Below are 17296 nucleotides of genomic sequence, written 5' to 3' on the forward strand. Positions count from 1 at the left end.
CGGTGGGCGTTATCCCTTCACTGCGCCCGCGGTCAGGCCCGCGGCCATCTTGCGTTGGACGAGGAGGAACAGCACGACGATCGGCACGGCCATCATCGTGGCTCCGGCCATCATCGGGGCGTATTCGGTGCCGTGCTTGGTGGTGAAGTTGCCGAGCCAGACGGTCGCGGTCTGGTTCTTCTGGCTGAGCAGCATGAGGGCGTAGAGATATTCGTTCCACGCCTGGATGAAGCCGTAGACCGAGGTGGCGACCATGCCCGGGGCGAGGAGCGGGAAGACCACCCGGACGAAGGCGCCCGTGCGGCTGCAGCCGTCGACCATCGCCGCCTCCTCCAGCTCCTTCGGGATGTTGACGATGAAGCCGCGCAGCGTCCACACCGTGAAGGGGAGGATGAAGGTCAGGTACGTGATGATCAGGCCCGAGAGCTTGTCGTACTGCTCCAGGTCGTTCAGGAGCAGGAAGATCGGGATGATCATGGCGACCAGCGGGACCATCTGCACGGCGAGGATGCCGACGATCACGATCTTGCGGCCGCGGAAGGCGAACCGGGAGATGGCGAGCGCGGCCAGCATGCCGACGACGATGCCGATCGCCACGACGGACAGGGAGACGACCAGGCTGCGCCAGACCGGGCCCCAGAAGTCCGCGATGTCCAGGGCGCGTTGGAAGTTGGACAGCGTGATGCCGGTCGGCAGCAGGCTCGGGTCGGGGTCGATGGTGTCCTTGGCCGGCTTGAATGCCGTGTTGAGCATCCAGTAGACGGGGAAGCCTGCCGTGAGGAAGACGAGGAGGCCGAGGAGGTTCCAGCCGGCCTTCGACTTCCGCGGCCCCGCGGTCGCAAGCGCGCTCATTCGACCTCTCCGATCTTCAGCATCTGGCGCATGTACACGGCGACCACGCCGAGCAGCAACAGCACGGTGATCAGGGCGATCGCCGAGCCCTGCGCATAGTCGTTGACCACGAAGGCGCGGTCGTAGGAGTAGGTGGTCAGGAGCTGGAAGTCGGCCTCCGGGTGGCCGTTGCGCATCACGAAGACCTGCGGGAAGACGCCCATGTCCCAGATGACCGACAGCGTCGTGAGCATCACGATGATCGGCTTGAGGATGGGCAGGGTGACGTACCGGAAGACCTTCCAGGAGCCCGCGCCGTCCAGCCGGGCCGCCTCCTCCAGCTCCGCCGGGACCTGGGTGAGTCCGGCACTGAGCGTGATGACGACGAAGGGGACGGCTCCCCAGACCACGAGCAGCATGATCACGGTCAGGCCCTGCGGCCCGCTCGCGAACCAGTTGTGGCCGATCAGGTCCACCCCGGGCAGCTTGCTGAGCAGCGCGTTGAGGATGCCGTAGTCGGCGTCGAACAGCCACTTGAAGACCGTGGTGGCGACGATGATGGGCATGCCCCAACTGGCCACCAGGACGATGTTGACCAGTGTCTTCACCCAGCCGGAGACCCGCTGGAGGAGCAGCGCGATCAGCATGCCGAGGACCATCGTGAAGACGACCGCACCAGCCGCGAACAGGATCGTCCGTACGACGACCGCCCAGAACTCGCCGTCGCCCAGCACTCCGGTGAAGTTGCTGAACCCGACCCACTCGGCCGGCTGGAAGCCCCACAGCTGGGACTGCCCGAACTTCTGGAAGGAGAGGGTGACCAGACGGACCAGCGGATAGCCGAGGACGAGCGCCAGGATCAGCAGACAGGGGGCGAGCAGCAGCCACGGTGTGGCCGCCCCGCCCGAAGTCCGGCCTCTGGGTGGCTTCTTCACCACGGCCGGCGGTGGTGGCGCCTGCCGCGGCGGCGGCACCTTGGCAGGGGTGGTCGTATCTGCGGCACTCATCGCGCGCTCCTCAGCGGTCCCTACAGGTCGTACGAAAGCGAAGCCCGCACGGGTCGTACGGGAAGCAGGGCCCTGCCGGTGCGACAGAGCCCTGCTCTCAGGTCACTTGGTGTTGATGACCTTGTCGATCGCGGTGTCCGCATCCTTCGCGGCGGCCTCGACCGACTTCTTGCCGGTGCCGATGTCCTGCAGCATGGTCTGCAGAATCTGGGCCTTCTCGACCTGGCCCCAGCCGGGCGCCATCGGGACGAACCAGTTGGACTCGGCCGCGGTGGCCGGGACCGCCGTCGCGGGGTCGTTCTTCAGGGTCGCGAGGTCCGTCTTGTTGTTGGGCAGGTTGCCCTTGGCGATCAGGCCCTTCTGGCCGGAGGGACCGGTGAAGGCGTTGATCCACTCGGCGGCGACGGCCTGCGCCTTCGACTTGACCGGGATGGCGAGGTCCGAACCGCCCAGGAAGACGGGCATGTTCTTGCCGGACGGACCCGGCATCACGAAGTTCTCGAGGTTGTTCTTGAGCTTGCCGGTCTTGTCGTTCTTCGGGTCGGCCGAGGTCGCGCCCTCCCAGGCCGCGCCGAAGATCATGCCGGACTTGCCCTGGCCGTAGACGATGTAACGGTCCGACTCGTCCTTGGTCTTGTCGCCGTGCATGTACTTGTCGACGACGTTCTTGAACGCGGTGAGGCCCTTGACGGATTCCGGCGAGGAGAGGGTGCCCTTCCACTGGCCGCCCGACTCCTTGGCGATGGAGCCGCCGGCGTCGTAGACGAAGGACATGGCGGCGTACCAGTCGCGGGTGGGCTGGTACCAGGCGGAGAACTTGTCGCCCTCCTTCTTCTGGACCTTGTCCAGGGCGGAGGTGAGCTCGGCGTACGTCTTGGGCGTGGACTTGACGCCGACCGAAGCGAACACGTCCTTGCGCCAGTTGGCGACGCGGGTGCCGGCGTAGTAGGGGACGCCGTAGGTCTTGCCGTCGTACGTCACCGAGGCCTTGAGGCCGTCGAGCCAGGCGGAGGAGTTGGTGAACTTCGAGGCGTCGACGGGGGCGAAGGCACCCTTGACCATGTAGCTGAGCATCTCGGTGTTGCCCATCTCGACCACATCGGGGGCCTTGTCGGTGGCCAGGACCGCGTCGAGCTTGGTGTTCTTGTCCGGCCAGCCGTAGTACTCGTGGTTGATCTTGATGCCGGGGTGCTTCTTCTTGACCGCGGCGTCGGCCGCCTTCACCAGGCCCGGCCAGTTGTTCTGCGCGTCGACGGTGAGCCAGACGGTCAGTTCCTTGGCGTCCGCGCCGCTGTTGGAAGAGCTGTTGTCGTCGCCTCCCCCACACGCCGCGATCGAGACCATCATGCCCGCGATACCGATCGCGGCTATCAGCTTGCGCTTCACGCCACCCTCCTCAAGGGATGCCACAAACCCCCCTGCCTCCCCGCGGTGACCGGCGTCGCAGCACGTACCGCCCATGGGGCCGGGACTGGACCAATGGTGTAGACCAGTAGGGGGAGCTTGGACCAGACCATCAGGCCTGTCAAGAGTGGCCGAAAAGCCTCCGACCAGCCGTTATGCGACCTACATATGCAGGAACCTTTAAGTAAGAACCCGTCGAAAACACCGGCTCGTCCGACATGCCTCCGGCAGACCACTTGGCGTTGTGGACTAGACCAGCAGAGATTGCGACGGTATACAGAGGGGATCACGGAGCGTGCGGGGCCAAGCCCGCCCGGAGCCGTGCCACGATGTGAGCCGTGGCCGACGGGAGTCGGTCGCTTCGGCACCCGGAGCCGGGAAGGCAGAGCATGAGCACCGACGTCAGCAGTGCGGAGAACGAGGGTGGGGCCACCGTCCGTACCGCGCGCGTGCCCAAGTACTACCGCCTGAAGAAGCACCTGCTCGACATGACGGAGACGCAGTCGCCCGGCACGCCGGTACCGCCCGAGCGCACCCTGGCCGCCGAGTTCGACACCTCCCGCACCACGGTGCGCCAGGCCCTCCAGGAACTGGTCGTCGAGGGCCGTCTGGAGCGGATCCAGGGCAAGGGCACGTTCGTCGCCAAGCCGAAGGTCTCGCAGGCGCTCCAACTCACCTCGTACACCGAGGACATGCGCGCCCAGGGCCTCGAACCCACCTCGCAGCTCCTGGACATCGGCTACATCACCGCCGACGACCGTCTCGCCGAGCTCCTCGACATAACGGCCGGCGGCCGGGTGCTCCGTATCGAGCGCCTGCGCATGGCCAACGCCGAGCCGATGGCCATCGAGACCACCCACCTCAGCGCCAAGCGCTTCCCGGCACTGCGCCGCTCCCTGGTCAAGTACACGTCCCTCTACACCGCCCTCGCCGAGGTGTACGACGTCCACCTCGCCGAGGCCGAGGAGACCATCGAGACCTCACTGGCCACCCCGCGCGAGGCGGGCCTGCTCGGCACCGACGTGGGCCTGCCGATGCTGATGCTCTCCCGCCACTCGCTGGACCGGGAGGGACAGCCGGTGGAGTGGGTACGGTCGGTGTACCGGGGCGACCGCTACAAGTTCGTGGCCCGCCTGAAGCGGCCTGTCGACTGAGCGCCCTGAACCGAGCGCCCCGAAGGGGCGCGGGGCTGCATCCACAGCGGCTCCGCCGCGGGGCGCGACCAGCCACAACGGCCCCGCAGTCGATCGACGGCATCACGGCGCAACCAGCGGAGCGCCCTGCACGCGGTGTAGCGCAACTGCTGTTCCTGCTCTACGTTCCTCCCGTCGCCGCATGGACGGGAGGACATCCCAGTGCGTACCGCGAACGTCCGCTCCATCGTCATCTGGACCGTCGTCGCGCTGGTCGGCGCGGCGGGCTGGTCCGTACTCGCGCTCGCCCGGGGCGAGAACGTCTCGGCCGCCTGGATGGTGGCGGCCGCCCTCGGCACGTACGCGATCGGCTACCGCTTCTATGCGAAGTTCATCGCGTACAAGGTCCTGAAAGTCGACAAGAACCGGGCCACGCCCGCCGAACGCCTCGACAACGGCATCGACTTCCACCCCACCGACCGCCGCGTCCTGCTGGGCCACCACTTCGCGGCGATCGCCGGCGCCGGACCCCTCGTCGGCCCGGTCCTGGCCGCGCAGATGGGCTATCTGCCCGGCACGATCTGGATCATCGCCGGTGTCGTCTTCGCGGGCGCGGTCCAGGACATGGTGGTGCTGTTCTTCTCCACGCGGCGGGACGGGCGGTCGCTGGGGCAGATGGCCCGCGAGGAGATCGGCCCCTTCGGCGGGGCGGCCGCGCTGATCGCCGCGTTCGCCATCATGATCATCCTGCTCGGGGTGCTGGCCCTGGTCATCGTCAACGCCCTGGCCGCCTCGCCCTGGGGCACCTTCTCCATCGCGATGACCATCCCGATCGCCCTGCTGATGGGCTTCTATCTGCGGGTGCTGCGCCCGGGCCGGGTCGCCGAGGTCTCGCTGATCGGCGTGGCCCTGCTGCTGCTCGCCCTCGTCGCGGGCCGCTGGGTCGCCGAGTCGTCGTGGGCCGCCGCGTTCACCCTCGCGCCCTCGACGCTGGTCGTCTGCCTGGTGGCGTACGGCTTCATCGCCTCGATCCTGCCGGTGTGGATGCTCCTCGCACCCCGCGACTACCTGTCCACCTTCATGAAGATCGGCACCATCGGGCTGCTCGCGCTGGGCGTGGTCATCACGCTGCCGACACTGAAGATGGACGCCGTGACGGACTTCGCCTCGCGCGGCGACGGCCCGGTCTTCGCGGGCTCCCTCTTCCCCTTCGTCTTCATCACCATCGCCTGCGGGGCGCTGTCCGGTTTCCACGCGCTGATATCCAGCGGTACGACGCCGAAGATGATCCAGAAGGAGACGCAGGTCCGGATGATCGGCTACGGCTCCATGCTGATGGAGTCGTCCGTCGCGATCATGGCGCTGGTCGCGGCGAGCATCATCGACCCGGGGCTGTACTTCGCGATGAACGCACCGGCCGGCGCGATCGGCACCACGGTGCAGAACGCCTCGCAGGTGGTGAGCAGTTGGGGCTACAGCATCTCCCCCGCCGAGCTCGCCCAGGCCGCGAAGAACGTCGAGGAGGCGAGCCTGCTGTCCCGCACCGGCGGCGCCCCCACCCTCGCCGTGGGCGTCTCGGAGATCTTCTCCAAGGTCACCGGCGGCGGCCTCCGGGCCTTCTGGTACCACTTCGCGATCATGTTCGAGGCGCTGTTCATCCTGACCGCGCTGGACGCCGGTACGCGGGTGGGCCGGTTCATGCTGCAGGACATGCTGGGCAATGTCATCAGGCCCTTCAAGAACGTGAGTTGGAAGCCGGGCCTGGTCATCACGAGCGGGATCGTGTGCGCGCTGTGGGGGTACTTCCTCTGGGTCGGCGTCCATGAACCCCTCGGCGGGATCAACCAGCTCTTCCCGATCTTCGGCATCTCCAACCAGCTGCTCGCCGCGGTCGCCCTGGCCGTCTGCACGACCCTGCTGGTGAAGTCCGGGCGGCTCAAGTGGGCCTGGATCACGGGGGTTCCGCTCGCCTGGGACGCGACGGTCACCCTGACCGCCAGCTACCAGAAGGTGTTCTCCAGCGACCCCAAGGTCGGCTTCTTCAAGCAGCGGTCCGTGTTCCAGGACGCCATCGACGCCGGGAAGGTGCTGCCGCCCGCCAAGAACATGGACGACATGCACACCGTGGTCACCAACTCCACGGTGGACGGCGTCCTTGCGGCGGTCCTCGCGGTCCTGATCGTCGTGGTGATCGCGGACGCTTTGCGGGTCTGCGTCCGGCACGTGCGCCGCCCCGCGCTGTCCGCGCTGAGCGAGTCGCCGTACGTCGAGTCGAGGATCACCGCCCCGGCGGGGCTCATCCCGACCCGGCAGGAGAAGGAGGAGGAGCGCCGTGCGGTCGTCGGTATTGCTGCGCCGGGCGATTAGGGGTGTGCGCTGGTACGTGCGGGAGTTGACGGACGAGTCGGCGTACGACCGGTACGTGGCGCACGTACGCAAGGACCATCCGGACGCCGCGGTGCCGTCCCGGCGCGAGTTCGAGCGGATGCGGACCGACCGTCAGGAGGAGGACCCACGACAGGGCTTCCGCTGCTGCTGACACGGTGTCGTTGACACCGATGTCGGGCCTTCACGGAATCGACATACCGATATCCGGACGAGGTCTTCCGCTTGCGCGACACCGTGACCTAGATTGCCTGCGCATTACACACGTGATCACAGGTGATCAGTGAGGGGACGGAGCCGCGATATGTCAGATGTGTCCGAAGCGAGACCACCGGTGGTGACACCGGTCAGGGTGGTCATCGCACTCTGTCTTCTCGCGCCCTTCGTGGCGATGCTCTGGGTGGGTTCGTACGCCAAGGTGGACCCGGCGTTCATCGGCATCCCGTTCTTCTACTGGTACCAGATGCTGTGGGTGCTGATCTCCACGGCACTGACGGTGATCGCGTACCAGCTGTGGCAGCGTGACCAGCGCGCCCGCGCCGCGCAGAAGGGCGGTGCGTCGCAGTGAAGGACGGCGTGAACGGCGTCGCACTCGGCGTCTTCATCTTCTTCTTCCTGGCCGTCACGGTCATGGGCTTCCTGGCGGCACGCTGGCGCAAGGCCGAGAACGAGCAGAGCCTCGACGAATGGGGCCTGGGCGGACGGTCGTTCGGCACCTGGGTCACCTGGTTCCTGCTCGGCGGCGACCTGTACACGGCGTACACCTTCGTCGCCGTTCCCGCGGCGATCTACGCGGCGGGCGCGGCCGGCTTCTTCGCGGTGCCGTACACGATCCTCGTGTATCCGCTGATCTTCACGTTCCTGCCGCGGCTGTGGTCGGTCTCGCACAAGCACGGGTACGTGACAACGTCGGACTTCGTGCGCGGCCGCTTCGGCTCGAAGGGTCTGTCGCTGGCGGTCGCCGTCACCGGCATCCTGGCCACGATGCCGTACATCGCGCTCCAACTGGTCGGCATCCAGGCCGTCCTTGACGTGATGGGCGTGGGCGGCGGCGAGAACACCAACTGGTTCGTGAAGGACCTGCCGCTGCTGATCGCGTTCGGCGTGCTGGCGGCCTACACCTACTCCTCGGGCCTGCGGGCTCCCGCGCTGATCGCGTTCGTGAAGGACGGGCTGATCTACCTCGTCATCGCGGTGGCGATCATCTACATCCCGATCAAGCTGGGCGGGTTCGACGACATCTTCGCCAAAGCGGGCGCGGCGTTCGCACAGACCAACCCGGCGACGGGCGCGCCACGCGGCGCGCTGGCCCCCGGCGAGCCGGGCCAATGGACGTACGCCACGCTGGCGTTGGGCTCCGCGCTCGCGCTCTTCATGTACCCGCACTCGATCACGGCGACGCTGTCGTCCCGCAGCCGTGACGTGATCCGCCGCAACACCACGATCCTGCCGCTGTACTCGCTGATGCTGGGCCTGCTCGCCCTGCTGGGCTTCATGGCGATCGCGGCCGGAGTCAAGGTCACCAACGGGCAGTTGGCGATCCCGCAGCTCTTCGAGGACATGTTCCCGGACTGGTTCGCGGGCGTGGCCTTCGCGGCGATCGGCATCGGCGCGCTCGTGCCCGCGGCCATCATGTCCATCGCGGCCGCGAACCTCTTCACCCGCAACATCTACAAGGACTTCATCAAGCCGGACGCGACGCCGGCGCAGGAGACCAAGGTCTCCAAGCTGGTCTCGCTGCTGGTGAAGGTGGGCGCGCTCGCCTTCGTCCTCACCATGGACAAGACGGTCGCGATCAACTTCCAACTGCTGGGCGGCATCTGGATCCTGCAGACCTTCCCGGCCCTGGTCGGCGGCCTGTTCACCCGCTGGTTCCACCGCTGGGCGCTGCTCGCGGGCTGGGCGGTCGGCATGGTCTACGGCACCCTCGCCGCGTACGGCGTCGCCTCGCCGACGCAGAAGCACTTCGGCGGCTCGTCGAAGGAGATCCCGGGCATCGGTGAGATCGGCTACATCGGCCTCACCGCTTTCGTACTGAACGTGGTGGTGACGGTGGTCCTGACCTTCGCCCTGAAGGCACTGAAGGCCCCGGAGGGCGTCGACGAGACAAACCCGGAGGACTACACGGCGGACGCGGGCGACCCGGGAGTCCAGGCGGAACTGCCGCCGGCTACGGCAGGGGCGTCGCACTAGCACCCCAAAGGTGGGTGGGGGCTGCGTCGACATGCGGCTCCGCCGCGTGGGCGCGACCAGCCACCACCCACACACAACCCGCAGCGGGCCGCCGGAAAGCAAGACCACCGGCGGCCCGCTCTTCGTGCACACACCCGCGTGAACACGGTGATCCCGGCGATGAACTGCACGACGTGACCCCGCACGGGAAGGCACCCACCGCATCTACGAGCACCTGGGCTTCGTCCGTGCCCCCAGCGGGACCGGCAGCCGCTCGCGGACCACGACGACCTCACGCTGCTCACCTATGAGTTGACGTTCTGACACTCTCCGAAGTCGCCACGACACAACATATGGGGGTGCTGTTCCCACCCGGCACAAGATGTATGCTCATGCTCGCTGTCGTCGCAGGGGAATCCGGTGCGAATCCGGAACTGTCCCGCAACGGTGTACTTGTGCATGTCTGCCCCTGGGGCAGCCGTGTACGAGCGTCAGTCCGAGGACCTGCCGACAGCGTGCCCGGCCCTCCGGTCCGGGTGCCCTGACGTCCGGGCCTCGTGGAATGGGCCGGTGGACGCGACGCCGTGCGCGCTCGCGTGCTGCCTCCTGCCCTCCGCCTGGCCCACTGCCGAGCGAGGGAGAGCCCCACCGTGACCATCGCGCCAGCCGAACCGGCTTCAGCGACCGAGGCGACCGAGGCCGGGACCGACGGTCCCGGAACCGCGCTGCTGCGGACCCTGACCGAGCTGACCGCCGACCTCCGCGACGCCGACCCCGGCCGGGTCGCCGCCGCGGCACTGCGCGGCCGGTCCGCCCGCGCGGACGAGACGGAGTTGCGCGAACTGGCCACGGAGGCGGCCGCCGGCCTCATCTCGGAGGACCCCGTGTACTCGCGGCTGGCCGCGCGTCTGCTGACGATCAGCATCGCCGCGGAGGCCGCCTCGCAGGGCGTCACGTCCTTCACCGAGTCGGTCGCGGTCGGGCACCGGGAAGGGCTCATCGCCGACCGCACGGCGGAGTTCGTCCGCGTCCACGCCGAACGCCTCGACGCGCTCGTCGACCCCCAGGCGGACGACCGCTTCGGCTACTTCGGCCTGCGCACCCTGCACAGCCGCTATCTGCTCCGGCACCCCATCACCCGTCGCGTGATCGAGACGCCTCAGCACTTCATGCTGCGGGTGGCGAGCGGTCTGGCGGAGGACGACACGATCCGCTCCGTCGACGAAGTCGCCGCGCTCTACCGGCTCATGAGCCACCTCGACTACCTCCCCTCCTCCCCCACCCTCTTCAACTCCGGCACCCGGCACCCCCAGATGTCGTCCTGCTACCTCCTCGACTCCCCGCTGGACGAGCTGGACTCCCTCTACGACCGCTACCACCAGGTCGCCCGCCTCTCGAAGCACGCCGGCGGCATCGGGCTGTCGTACTCCCGTATCCGCAGCCGCGGTTCGCTGATCCGCGGTACCAACGGGCACTCCAACGGCATCGTCCCGTTCCTGAAGACCCTCGACGCCTCGGTCGCCGCCGTGAACCAGGGCGGCCGGCGCAAGGGCGCGGCCGCGGTCTACCTGGAGACCTGGCACTCCGACATCGAGGAGTTCCTGGAGCTGCGCGACAACACCGGTGAGGACGCCCGCCGTACGCACAACCTGAACCTCGCGCACTGGATCCCGGACGAGTTCATGCGCCGGGTCAACGCGGACCAGCCGTGGTCGCTGTTCTCCCCGGCGGACGTGCCGGAGCTGGTCGACCTGTGGGGCGAGGAGTTCGACGCGGCGTACCGCAGGGCGGAGGCCGAGGGACTGGCCCGCAAGACCATCCCGGCCCGCGACCTCTACGGCCGCATGATGCGCACCCTCGCGCAGACCGGCAACGGCTGGATGACCTTCAAGGACGCCGCCAACCGCACCGCCAACCAGACCGCCGAGCCCGGCCACGTCGTCCACTCCTCCAACCTCTGCACCGAGATCCTGGAGGTCACGAACGACGGCGAGACGGCGGTCTGCAACCTGGGTTCGGTGAACCTGGGTGCCTTTGTCGACACGGCGACCGGTGACATCGACTGGGAGCGGCTGGACGAGACGGTCCGCACGGCCGTCACCTTCCTCGACCGCGTGGTCGACATCAACTTCTACCCGACCGAGCAGGCAGGCCGCTCCAACGCCCGCTGGCGCCCCGTCGGCCTCGGTGCGATGGGCCTGCAGGACGTCTTCTTCAAGCTCCGCCTGCCTTTCGACTCCCCCGAGGCCAAGGCCCTCTCCACTCGCATCGCCGAGCGCATCATGCTCGCCGCGTACGAGGCCTCCGCCGAACTCGCCGAACGCAACGGACCGTTGCCGGCCTGGGAGAAGACCCGTACGGCGCAGGGCGTCCTCCACCCCGACCACTACGACGTGGAGCTGACCTGGCCGGAGCGCTGGGCGGCCCTGCGGGACCGGGTCGCGGCGGTCGGCATGCGCAACTCCCTCCTCCTCGCGATCGCCCCCACCGCCACCATCGCGTCCATCGCGGGCGTCTACGAGTGCATCGAGCCGCAGGTCTCCAACCTCTTCAAGCGCGAGACGCTGTCCGGCGAGTTCCTCCAGGTCAACTCGTACCTGGTGAACGACCTCAAGGAACTGGGCGTCTGGGACGCCCGCACCCGTGAGGCGCTGCGCGAGGCGAGCGGCTCGGTACAGGACTTCACCTGGATCCCGGCCGACGTACGGGCCCTGTACCGCACGGCGTGGGAGATCCCGCAGCGCGGCCTGATCGACATGGCCGCGGCCCGCACGCCGTACCTGGACCAGTCCCAGTCCCTGAACCTGTTCCTGGAGACGCCGACCATCGGCAAGCTCTCCTCGATGTACGCGTACGCCTGGAAGTCCGGACTGAAGACGACGTACTACCTGCGCTCGCGCCCGGCGACCCGCATCGCCCGCGCCGCGCAGGCGCAGCCCGAAAAGACCATCCCCGTACAGCAGTCGACCTCCGACGAGGCGATTGCCTGCTCCCTTGAGAACCCCGAGTCCTGCGAGGCCTGCCAGTAATGAGCTCCACCGAAAAGAACCTGCTCGACCCGGGCTTCGAACTGACTCTCCGCCCCATGCGCTACCCGGACTTCTACGAGCGCTACCGGGACGCCATCAAGAACACCTGGACCGTCGAGGAGGTCGACCTCCACTCGGACGTGGCCGACCTCGCGAAGATGACGCCCGCCGAACAGCACCTGATCGGCCGTCTGGTCGCCTTCTTCGCCACGGGCGACTCGATCGTGGCGAACAACCTGGTGCTGACCCTGTACAAGCACATCAACTCCCCGGAAGCGCGCCTGTACTTGTCGCGCCAGCTGTTCGAGGAGGCAGTCCACGTCCAGTTCTACCTGACCCTCCTGGACACCTACCTCCCCGACCCGGAGGACAGGGCGGCGGCCTTCGACGCCGTCGAGAACATCCCGTCCATCCGCGAGAAGGCCGAGTTCTGCTTCAAGTGGATCAACGAGGTCGAGAAGCTGGACCGCCTGGAGTCCAAGGCGGACCGCCGCCGCTTCCTCCTCAACCTGATCTGCTTCGCCGCATGCATCGAGGGCCTGTTCTTCTACGGCGCCTTCGCGTACGTGTACTGGTTCCGGAGCCGGGGGCTGCTGCATGGTCTGGCCACCGGGACGAACTGGGTTTTCCGGGACGAGACTTGCCACATGAACGCCGCGTTCGCGGTGGTCGACACCGTCCGCAAGGAAGAGCCCGACCTCTTCGACGACAAGCTGGACCAGCAGATCACCGACATGATCCGCGAAGCCGTCGAGGCCGAGCTGCAGTTCGGCCGCGACCTGTGCGGAGACGGGCTCCCCGGCATGAACACGGAGTCGATGCGCCAGTACTTGGAGTGCGTCGCCGACGAGCGTCTCGTACGTCTCGGCCTGGCTCCGATCTACGGATCCGAAAACCCCTTCTCCTTCATGGAGTTGCAGGGCGTCCAGGAACTGACCAACTTCTTCGAACGCCGCCCGTCGGCCTACCAGGTCGCGGTGGAGGGCACGGTCGACCTCGACGAGGACTTCTGACGGTACGTCACAGGTGGTGCCGGGCTGCACAGCCCGACCCGGCACCACCTCAAGGCTCGCCCCGCGGACCGTATACGAGGCCAAGTCCGCGCGCCGGCAACAGCGGTGGCCGGAGCTGACCGTTCTGGAGTGGCCCCACCGCGCCTCGTCCATGGACCGTCCATAGGCCCTCCATCGACCGTCCATGGTGTTCCTATGGAGCGGCAAAGTTCTGTCGGCGCATCTGTTCCGCTCTCGTCGCCCCCGGCTACTTTCTGGCCGTCCTGTCATGTCGCGCACAACGCGGCACAGGACGCTCAAAGTGTCATGCCCATGACGGCATCGCGAACTGCCGCCGCTACGCGCGTCACAGGCCTGCCACCAGCGCCGAGGAACCCCACTCCAACGACGGAGGCAGCACCCCTATGCGTGAGAACCCCAGACGGAGCCTGCGAAGACTCCTGACCGTCGCCCTGCCCGCTCTCGCCCTCAGCCTCGCCGGACTCGTCGCCGCCCCGGCGCACGCAGCGCCCGCGGCCACGCACACCTCCCGCGTCACCCAGAACTCCAAGGCCCTCACCTCCCCGGACCGCCAGACGTTCCACTCGACCGGCAAGGCCGGCCAGAAGGTGCCGACCACGCACCTGTGCGCCACCGCGGCCCCCGGTCACGCGTCCTGCTTCGCCCAGCGCCGCACCGACATCAGGCAGCGACTGGCCTCCGCGGTCGCCGCCGCCGCACCCTCCGGCCTCAGCCCGGCCAACCTGCACAGCGCCTACAACCTGCCCTCAACGGGTGGATCCGGCCTGACGGTTGCCGTCGTCGACGCCTACAACGACCCCAACGCCGAGTCGGACCTGGCCACTTACCGCTCGCAGTACGGCCTGTCCTCCTGCACCAAGGCCAACGGCTGCTTCAAGCAGGTCAGTCAGACCGGTTCGACCACCTCGCTGCCGACCAACGACACCGGTTGGGCCGGTGAAGAGGCGCTCGACATCGACATGGTCAGCGCCGTCTGCCCCAACTGCAACATCGTCCTCGTCGAGGCCAACTCCGCCACCGACTCCGACCTCGGCACCGCCGAGAACGAGGCCGTGGCGCTCGGCGCCAAGTTCGTGTCCAACAGCTGGGGCGGCGACGAGTCGTCCTCACAGACCAGCGAGGACACCTCGTACTTCAAGCACCCCGGTGTCGCCATCACCGTCTCGGCGGGCGACGAGGGCTACGGCGCCGAGTACCCGGCAACCTCCCAGTACGTGACGGCAGTCGGCGGCACCGCGCTCTCCACGTCCTCCACCTCCCGCGGCTGGACCGAGTCCGTGTGGAAGACCAGCAGCACCGAGGGGACGGGGTCCGGCTGCTCCGCGTACGACACCAAGCCGAGCTGGCAGACCGACACCGGGTGCACCAAGCGCATGGAGTCCGACGTCTCGGCGGTCGCCGACCCGGCCACCGGCGTGGCCGTGTACGACACCTACGGCGGTTCCGGCTGGGCGGTCTACGGCGGCACCAGCGCCTCGTCGCCGATCATCGCGGGCGTGTACGCGCTGGCCGGCACCCCGGGTTCCAGTGACTACCCGGCGAAGTACCCCTACAGCCACACGAGCAACCTGTACGACGTCACCAGCGGCAACAACGGCTCCTGCTCGACCTCGTACTTCTGCACCGCGACCACCGGCTACGACGGCCCGACCGGCTGGGGCACCCCCAACGGCACCACCGCCTTCACCTCCGGCACCAGCACCGGCAACACGGTGACCGTCACCAACCCGGGCAGCCAGTCCACCGCGACCGGCAGCTCGGCCGGCCTGCAGATCTCCGCCTCCGACAGCGCGGGCGCGACCCTCACCTACAGCGCGAGCGGTCTGCCGACCGGGCTGTCGATCAGCAGCTCGACCGGCCTGATCTCCGGTACGGCGTCCACCGCGGGCACGTACCAGGTCACCGTCACCGCCAGCGACAGCACGGGCGCCTCCGGCTCGACCTCCTTCACCTGGACGGTCAGCACCTCCGGCGGCGGCACCTGCACCTCGTCCCAGCTGCTCGGCAACCCGGGCTTCGAGTCGGGCAACACCACCTGGACCGCGTCCAGCGGTGTCATCACCAACGACAGCGGTGAGTCGGCGCACGCCGGTTCGTACTACGCCTGGCTGGACGGCTACGGCTCCACCCACACCGACACGCTCTCCCAGTCGGTGACCGTGCCGACCGGCTGCAAGGCGACCTTCACCTTCTACCTGCACGTCGACACCGCGGAGACGTCCACCAGCACCGCCTACGACAAGCTGACGGTCACCGCGGGCTCGACCACGCTGGCCACCTACTCCAACCTCAACAAGGCCTCCGGGTACGCCCAGAAGTCCTTCGACCTGTCCTCGTACGCCGGCTCCACCGTCACCCTGAAGTTCAGCGGTGTCGAGGACTCCTCGCTCCAGACCAGCTTCGTCGTCGACGACACCGCCGTGACGACCAGCTGACCCCGCTCGACCCCGTATGACCCCGGGCCCCGGTCGCCGCCTTCGCGGCCGGGGCTCCGGCATGGATCCGGCGTGGATCCGGATCTGTGGGTGACACGTCAGAAGGGAGAGGAGGCCCCCCATGCGTCGAACGATCCGCCACACGACCCTCGCCCTCGCGGCACTCACCCTCGTCCTGGCCGGCTGCGGCGGCGAGCAGGCCGACAGCGGCAAGGACGGCGACACCGTGTCGCCCTCCCCCACCCCCACGAAGAACCCGACGACCACCCCGCCGACGAGCCCCACGGGCTGTGCGACGGCGTCGACCATCGGTGCCGCCGACAGCGGCCGTACCGTGTGCCTGGCAGTGGGCGACACCGTCCGCATCAGCCTGGACGGAACCTCCAAGCGCCCGTGGAAGCCGGTCACCTCGAGCGGCTCCGTCCTGGAGGCGGCCAACAGCGGGGTCGTCCTGCTGCCCGGCGACGCGAGCGCCGCCTACAAGGCCGTATCGACGGGCAAGACCCGGCTGGAGTCCACGCGGCCGCTGTGCGCCACGCAGTCCGGCCGGGTCTCGTGTCTGGGGATTCAGGAGTGGTGGGTCACCGTGGTGGTGAAGTAGCGCTGCCTGCGCCGCGCGGGGCGCTCGGCCGGGCCGAGGCCCTCGGCCTCCCGGCGGGCTCGCTCGGCCTCGCGGATCTGACGGTCGATACGACGGTCGTGCGCGATGCCGATCACCGACGGGAGGACCAGCAGGACGAGGATGGCGAGAACGGTCAGCATGGCGATCAGTCCTTCGATGTGTGCCGTATCCATAGACACCACTGTCGCGCCGTTAGCTCCTTACAAACAGTGGCAGGACTGCCGCAGACCCTCGAAATACTGCCAATGTCGAGGCACACTGGAGACATGCTGCAGAACGTTGCCGCCGTCATCCTCGACGGTGTGAATCCCTTCGAACTGGGCGTCGTCTGCGAGGTCTTCGGAACCGACCGCAGTGACGACGGACTGCCCGTGTACGACTTCGCGGTCGCGTCCGCCGAGGGCCCGAGCCTGACCTCGCGCGCGGGCTTCTCCGTGCAGGTCGAGCACGGTCTGGAGCGCCTGGAGTCGGCCGACCTGATCGCCGTGCCGGCGGGGGCCTGCTACGAGAGCCGGGAGTTCCCGCCCGAGCTGCTGGACGCCCTGCGGCGCGGTGTGGACCGCGGGGCGCGGGTGCTCAGCGTCTGCTCCGGTGTCTTCGTGGTCGCTGCGGCCGGGCTGCTCGACGGCCGGCGCTGCGCCGTGCACTGGTATCACGCGGAGGAGCTGGCGCAGGCGTACCCGCGCCTGACCGTCGAGCCCGACGTCCTGTACGTCGACGAGGACCCGGTGATCACCTCCGCGGGCACCGCCGCCGGCATCGACGCCTGTCTGCACATCGTGCGCAAGGAGCAGGGCCCGGAGGTCGCCAACAAGATCGCCCGGCGCATGGTGGTGCCGCCGCACCGGGACGGTGGGCAGGCCCAGTACATCGAGCGCCCGCTGCCCCGCTCGCACGGCGACACGGTGGCGGAGGTGCTGGTGTGGATGGAGCGGCACCTCGACGAGGAGGTCACTGTCGAGCAGCTCGCCGAGCGCGCCCACATGTCGCCGCGCACCTTCGCCCGCCGCTTCCAGCAGGAGACGGGAACGACTCCCTACCGCTGGATCCTGCGCCAACGCGTGCTGCTGGCCCAGCAGTTGCTGGAAGGCTCGGACGTGACGGTGGACGCGATCGCGGGCCGAACGGGGTTCGGCACCGCGGCCGCGCTGCGTCATCACTTCCTCCGGGTGGTGGGGACCACCCCGAACTCCTACCGGCGGACCTTCCGGGGACCGGAGGCCGGACCGGACGCCGCCTGACCC

The 17296-nt window shown here is 68.3% G+C and carries 14 protein-coding genes and 1 riboswitch; of the genes, 10 read left to right on the forward strand and 4 right to left on the reverse strand.

Annotation, left to right across the window (positions count from 1 at the left end; genetic code table 11):
* Window positions 1-9: 9 nt before the first annotated feature.
* The 3 genes from OG303_RS18290 to OG303_RS18300 form a co-directional block, all read right to left on the reverse strand.
* On the reverse strand, window positions 10-852 hold the full coding sequence (locus tag OG303_RS18290; RefSeq protein WP_405869463.1) for a carbohydrate ABC transporter permease: 843 nt from the start codon (window positions 850-852) through the stop codon (window positions 10-12).
* The gene (locus tag OG303_RS18295) at window positions 849-1838 is read right to left on the reverse strand and encodes a carbohydrate ABC transporter permease (protein WP_405869464.1); all 990 of its coding nucleotides are present in this window, start codon (window positions 1836-1838) and stop codon (window positions 849-851) included. The genes OG303_RS18290 and OG303_RS18295 overlap by 4 nt, the downstream gene beginning before the upstream one ends.
* A 102-nt stretch (window positions 1839-1940) precedes the next feature.
* Window positions 1941-3224 (reverse strand): extracellular solute-binding protein, encoded by a 1284-nt coding sequence (locus tag OG303_RS18300; RefSeq protein WP_405869465.1) that lies wholly within the window; start codon window positions 3222-3224, stop codon window positions 1941-1943.
* A 407-nt stretch (window positions 3225-3631) separates the two neighbouring features.
* On the opposite strand from OG303_RS18300, the gene OG303_RS18305 reads away from it, so the two are divergent.
* The 9 genes from OG303_RS18305 to OG303_RS18345 all read left to right on the forward strand — a co-directional run bounded on the left by OG303_RS18305 (window position 3632) and on the right by OG303_RS18345 (window position 16031).
* Window positions 3632-4396 (forward strand): GntR family transcriptional regulator, encoded by a 765-nt coding sequence (locus tag OG303_RS18305; protein ID WP_405869466.1) that lies wholly within the window; start codon window positions 3632-3634, stop codon window positions 4394-4396.
* Window positions 4397-4597: 201 nt separating this feature from the next.
* Entirely contained in the window at window positions 4598-6742 is a 2145-nt protein-coding gene (locus tag OG303_RS18310; protein ID WP_405869467.1) for a carbon starvation CstA family protein, read from the forward strand.
* A complete protein-coding gene (locus OG303_RS18315) occupies window positions 6708-6914 on the forward strand; it encodes a YbdD/YjiX family protein (protein ID WP_405869468.1) in 207 nt (68 codons plus the stop codon). The genes OG303_RS18310 and OG303_RS18315 overlap by 35 nt, the downstream gene beginning before the upstream one ends.
* Window positions 6915-7064: 150 nt before the next feature.
* Window positions 7065-7328 carry a DUF3311 domain-containing protein gene (locus OG303_RS18320; RefSeq protein ID WP_405869469.1) on the forward strand — a complete coding sequence of 88 codons (264 nt, stop codon included), beginning with the start codon at window positions 7065-7067 and terminating at the stop codon, window positions 7326-7328.
* On the forward strand, window positions 7325-8953 hold the full coding sequence (gene mctP / locus OG303_RS18325; protein WP_405869470.1) for a monocarboxylate uptake permease MctP: 1629 nt from the start codon (window positions 7325-7327) through the stop codon (window positions 8951-8953). The genes OG303_RS18320 and mctP overlap by 4 nt, the downstream gene beginning before the upstream one ends.
* Window positions 8954-9288: 335 nt before the next feature.
* A riboswitch (cobalamin riboswitch) is annotated at window positions 9289-9459 on the forward strand.
* Between the two features lie 123 nt (window positions 9460-9582).
* Window positions 9583-11961, forward strand: a complete 2379-nt coding sequence (locus OG303_RS18330) for a ribonucleoside-diphosphate reductase subunit alpha (protein ID WP_405869471.1) — start codon at window positions 9583-9585, stop codon at window positions 11959-11961.
* Window positions 11961-12974, forward strand: a complete 1014-nt coding sequence (locus tag OG303_RS18335; protein WP_405869472.1) for a ribonucleotide-diphosphate reductase subunit beta — start codon at window positions 11961-11963, stop codon at window positions 12972-12974. The genes OG303_RS18330 and OG303_RS18335 overlap by 1 nt, the downstream gene beginning before the upstream one ends.
* A gap of 404 nt (window positions 12975-13378) precedes the next feature.
* On the forward strand, window positions 13379-15430 hold the full coding sequence (locus tag OG303_RS18340) for a putative Ig domain-containing protein (protein ID WP_405869473.1): 2052 nt from the start codon (window positions 13379-13381) through the stop codon (window positions 15428-15430).
* A 121-nt stretch (window positions 15431-15551) separates the two neighbouring features.
* Entirely contained in the window at window positions 15552-16031 is a 480-nt protein-coding gene (locus OG303_RS18345; RefSeq protein ID WP_405869474.1) for a hypothetical protein, read from the forward strand.
* On the opposite strand, the gene OG303_RS18350 is transcribed toward OG303_RS18345, so the two are convergent.
* Complete coding sequence (locus OG303_RS18350) at window positions 15998-16225, reverse strand: hypothetical protein (RefSeq protein ID WP_405869475.1); 228 nt, start codon at window positions 16223-16225, stop codon at window positions 15998-16000. The genes OG303_RS18345 and OG303_RS18350 overlap by 34 nt on opposite strands.
* Window positions 16226-16318: 93 nt before the next feature.
* Here OG303_RS18350 and OG303_RS18355 point away from each other — a divergent pair, with 93 nt between their 5' ends.
* Window positions 16319-17293 carry a GlxA family transcriptional regulator gene (locus tag OG303_RS18355; RefSeq protein ID WP_405869476.1) on the forward strand — a complete coding sequence of 325 codons (975 nt, stop codon included), beginning with the start codon at window positions 16319-16321 and terminating at the stop codon, window positions 17291-17293.
* The last annotated feature ends 3 nt before the right edge of the window (window positions 17294-17296 follow it).

The sequence above is a fragment of the Streptomyces sp. NBC_00005 genome, assembly GCF_045160215.1.
GTDB lineage: Bacteria > Actinomycetota > Actinomycetes > Streptomycetales > Streptomycetaceae > Streptomyces.

Coding starts and splice junctions, on each gene's coding strand:
- OG303_RS18290 (WP_405869463.1), bottom strand. CDS start 852: ATGAGCGCGCTTGCGACCGCGGGGCCGCGGAAGTCGAAGGCCGGCTGG.
- OG303_RS18335 (WP_405869472.1), top strand. CDS start 11,961: ATGAGCTCCACCGAAAAGAACCTGCTCGACCCGGGCTTCGAACTGACT.
- OG303_RS18305 (WP_405869466.1), top strand. CDS start 3,632: ATGAGCACCGACGTCAGCAGTGCGGAGAACGAGGGTGGGGCCACCGTC.
- OG303_RS18350 (WP_405869475.1), bottom strand. CDS start 16,225: ATGGATACGGCACACATCGAAGGACTGATCGCCATGCTGACCGTTCTC.
- OG303_RS18355 (WP_405869476.1), top strand. CDS start 16,319: ATGCTGCAGAACGTTGCCGCCGTCATCCTCGACGGTGTGAATCCCTTC.
- OG303_RS18345 (WP_405869474.1), top strand. CDS start 15,552: ATGCGTCGAACGATCCGCCACACGACCCTCGCCCTCGCGGCACTCACC.
- OG303_RS18340 (WP_405869473.1), top strand. CDS start 13,379: ATGCGTGAGAACCCCAGACGGAGCCTGCGAAGACTCCTGACCGTCGCC.
- OG303_RS18320 (WP_405869469.1), top strand. CDS start 7,065: ATGTCAGATGTGTCCGAAGCGAGACCACCGGTGGTGACACCGGTCAGG.
- OG303_RS18295 (WP_405869464.1), bottom strand. CDS start 1,838: ATGAGTGCCGCAGATACGACCACCCCTGCCAAGGTGCCGCCGCCGCGG.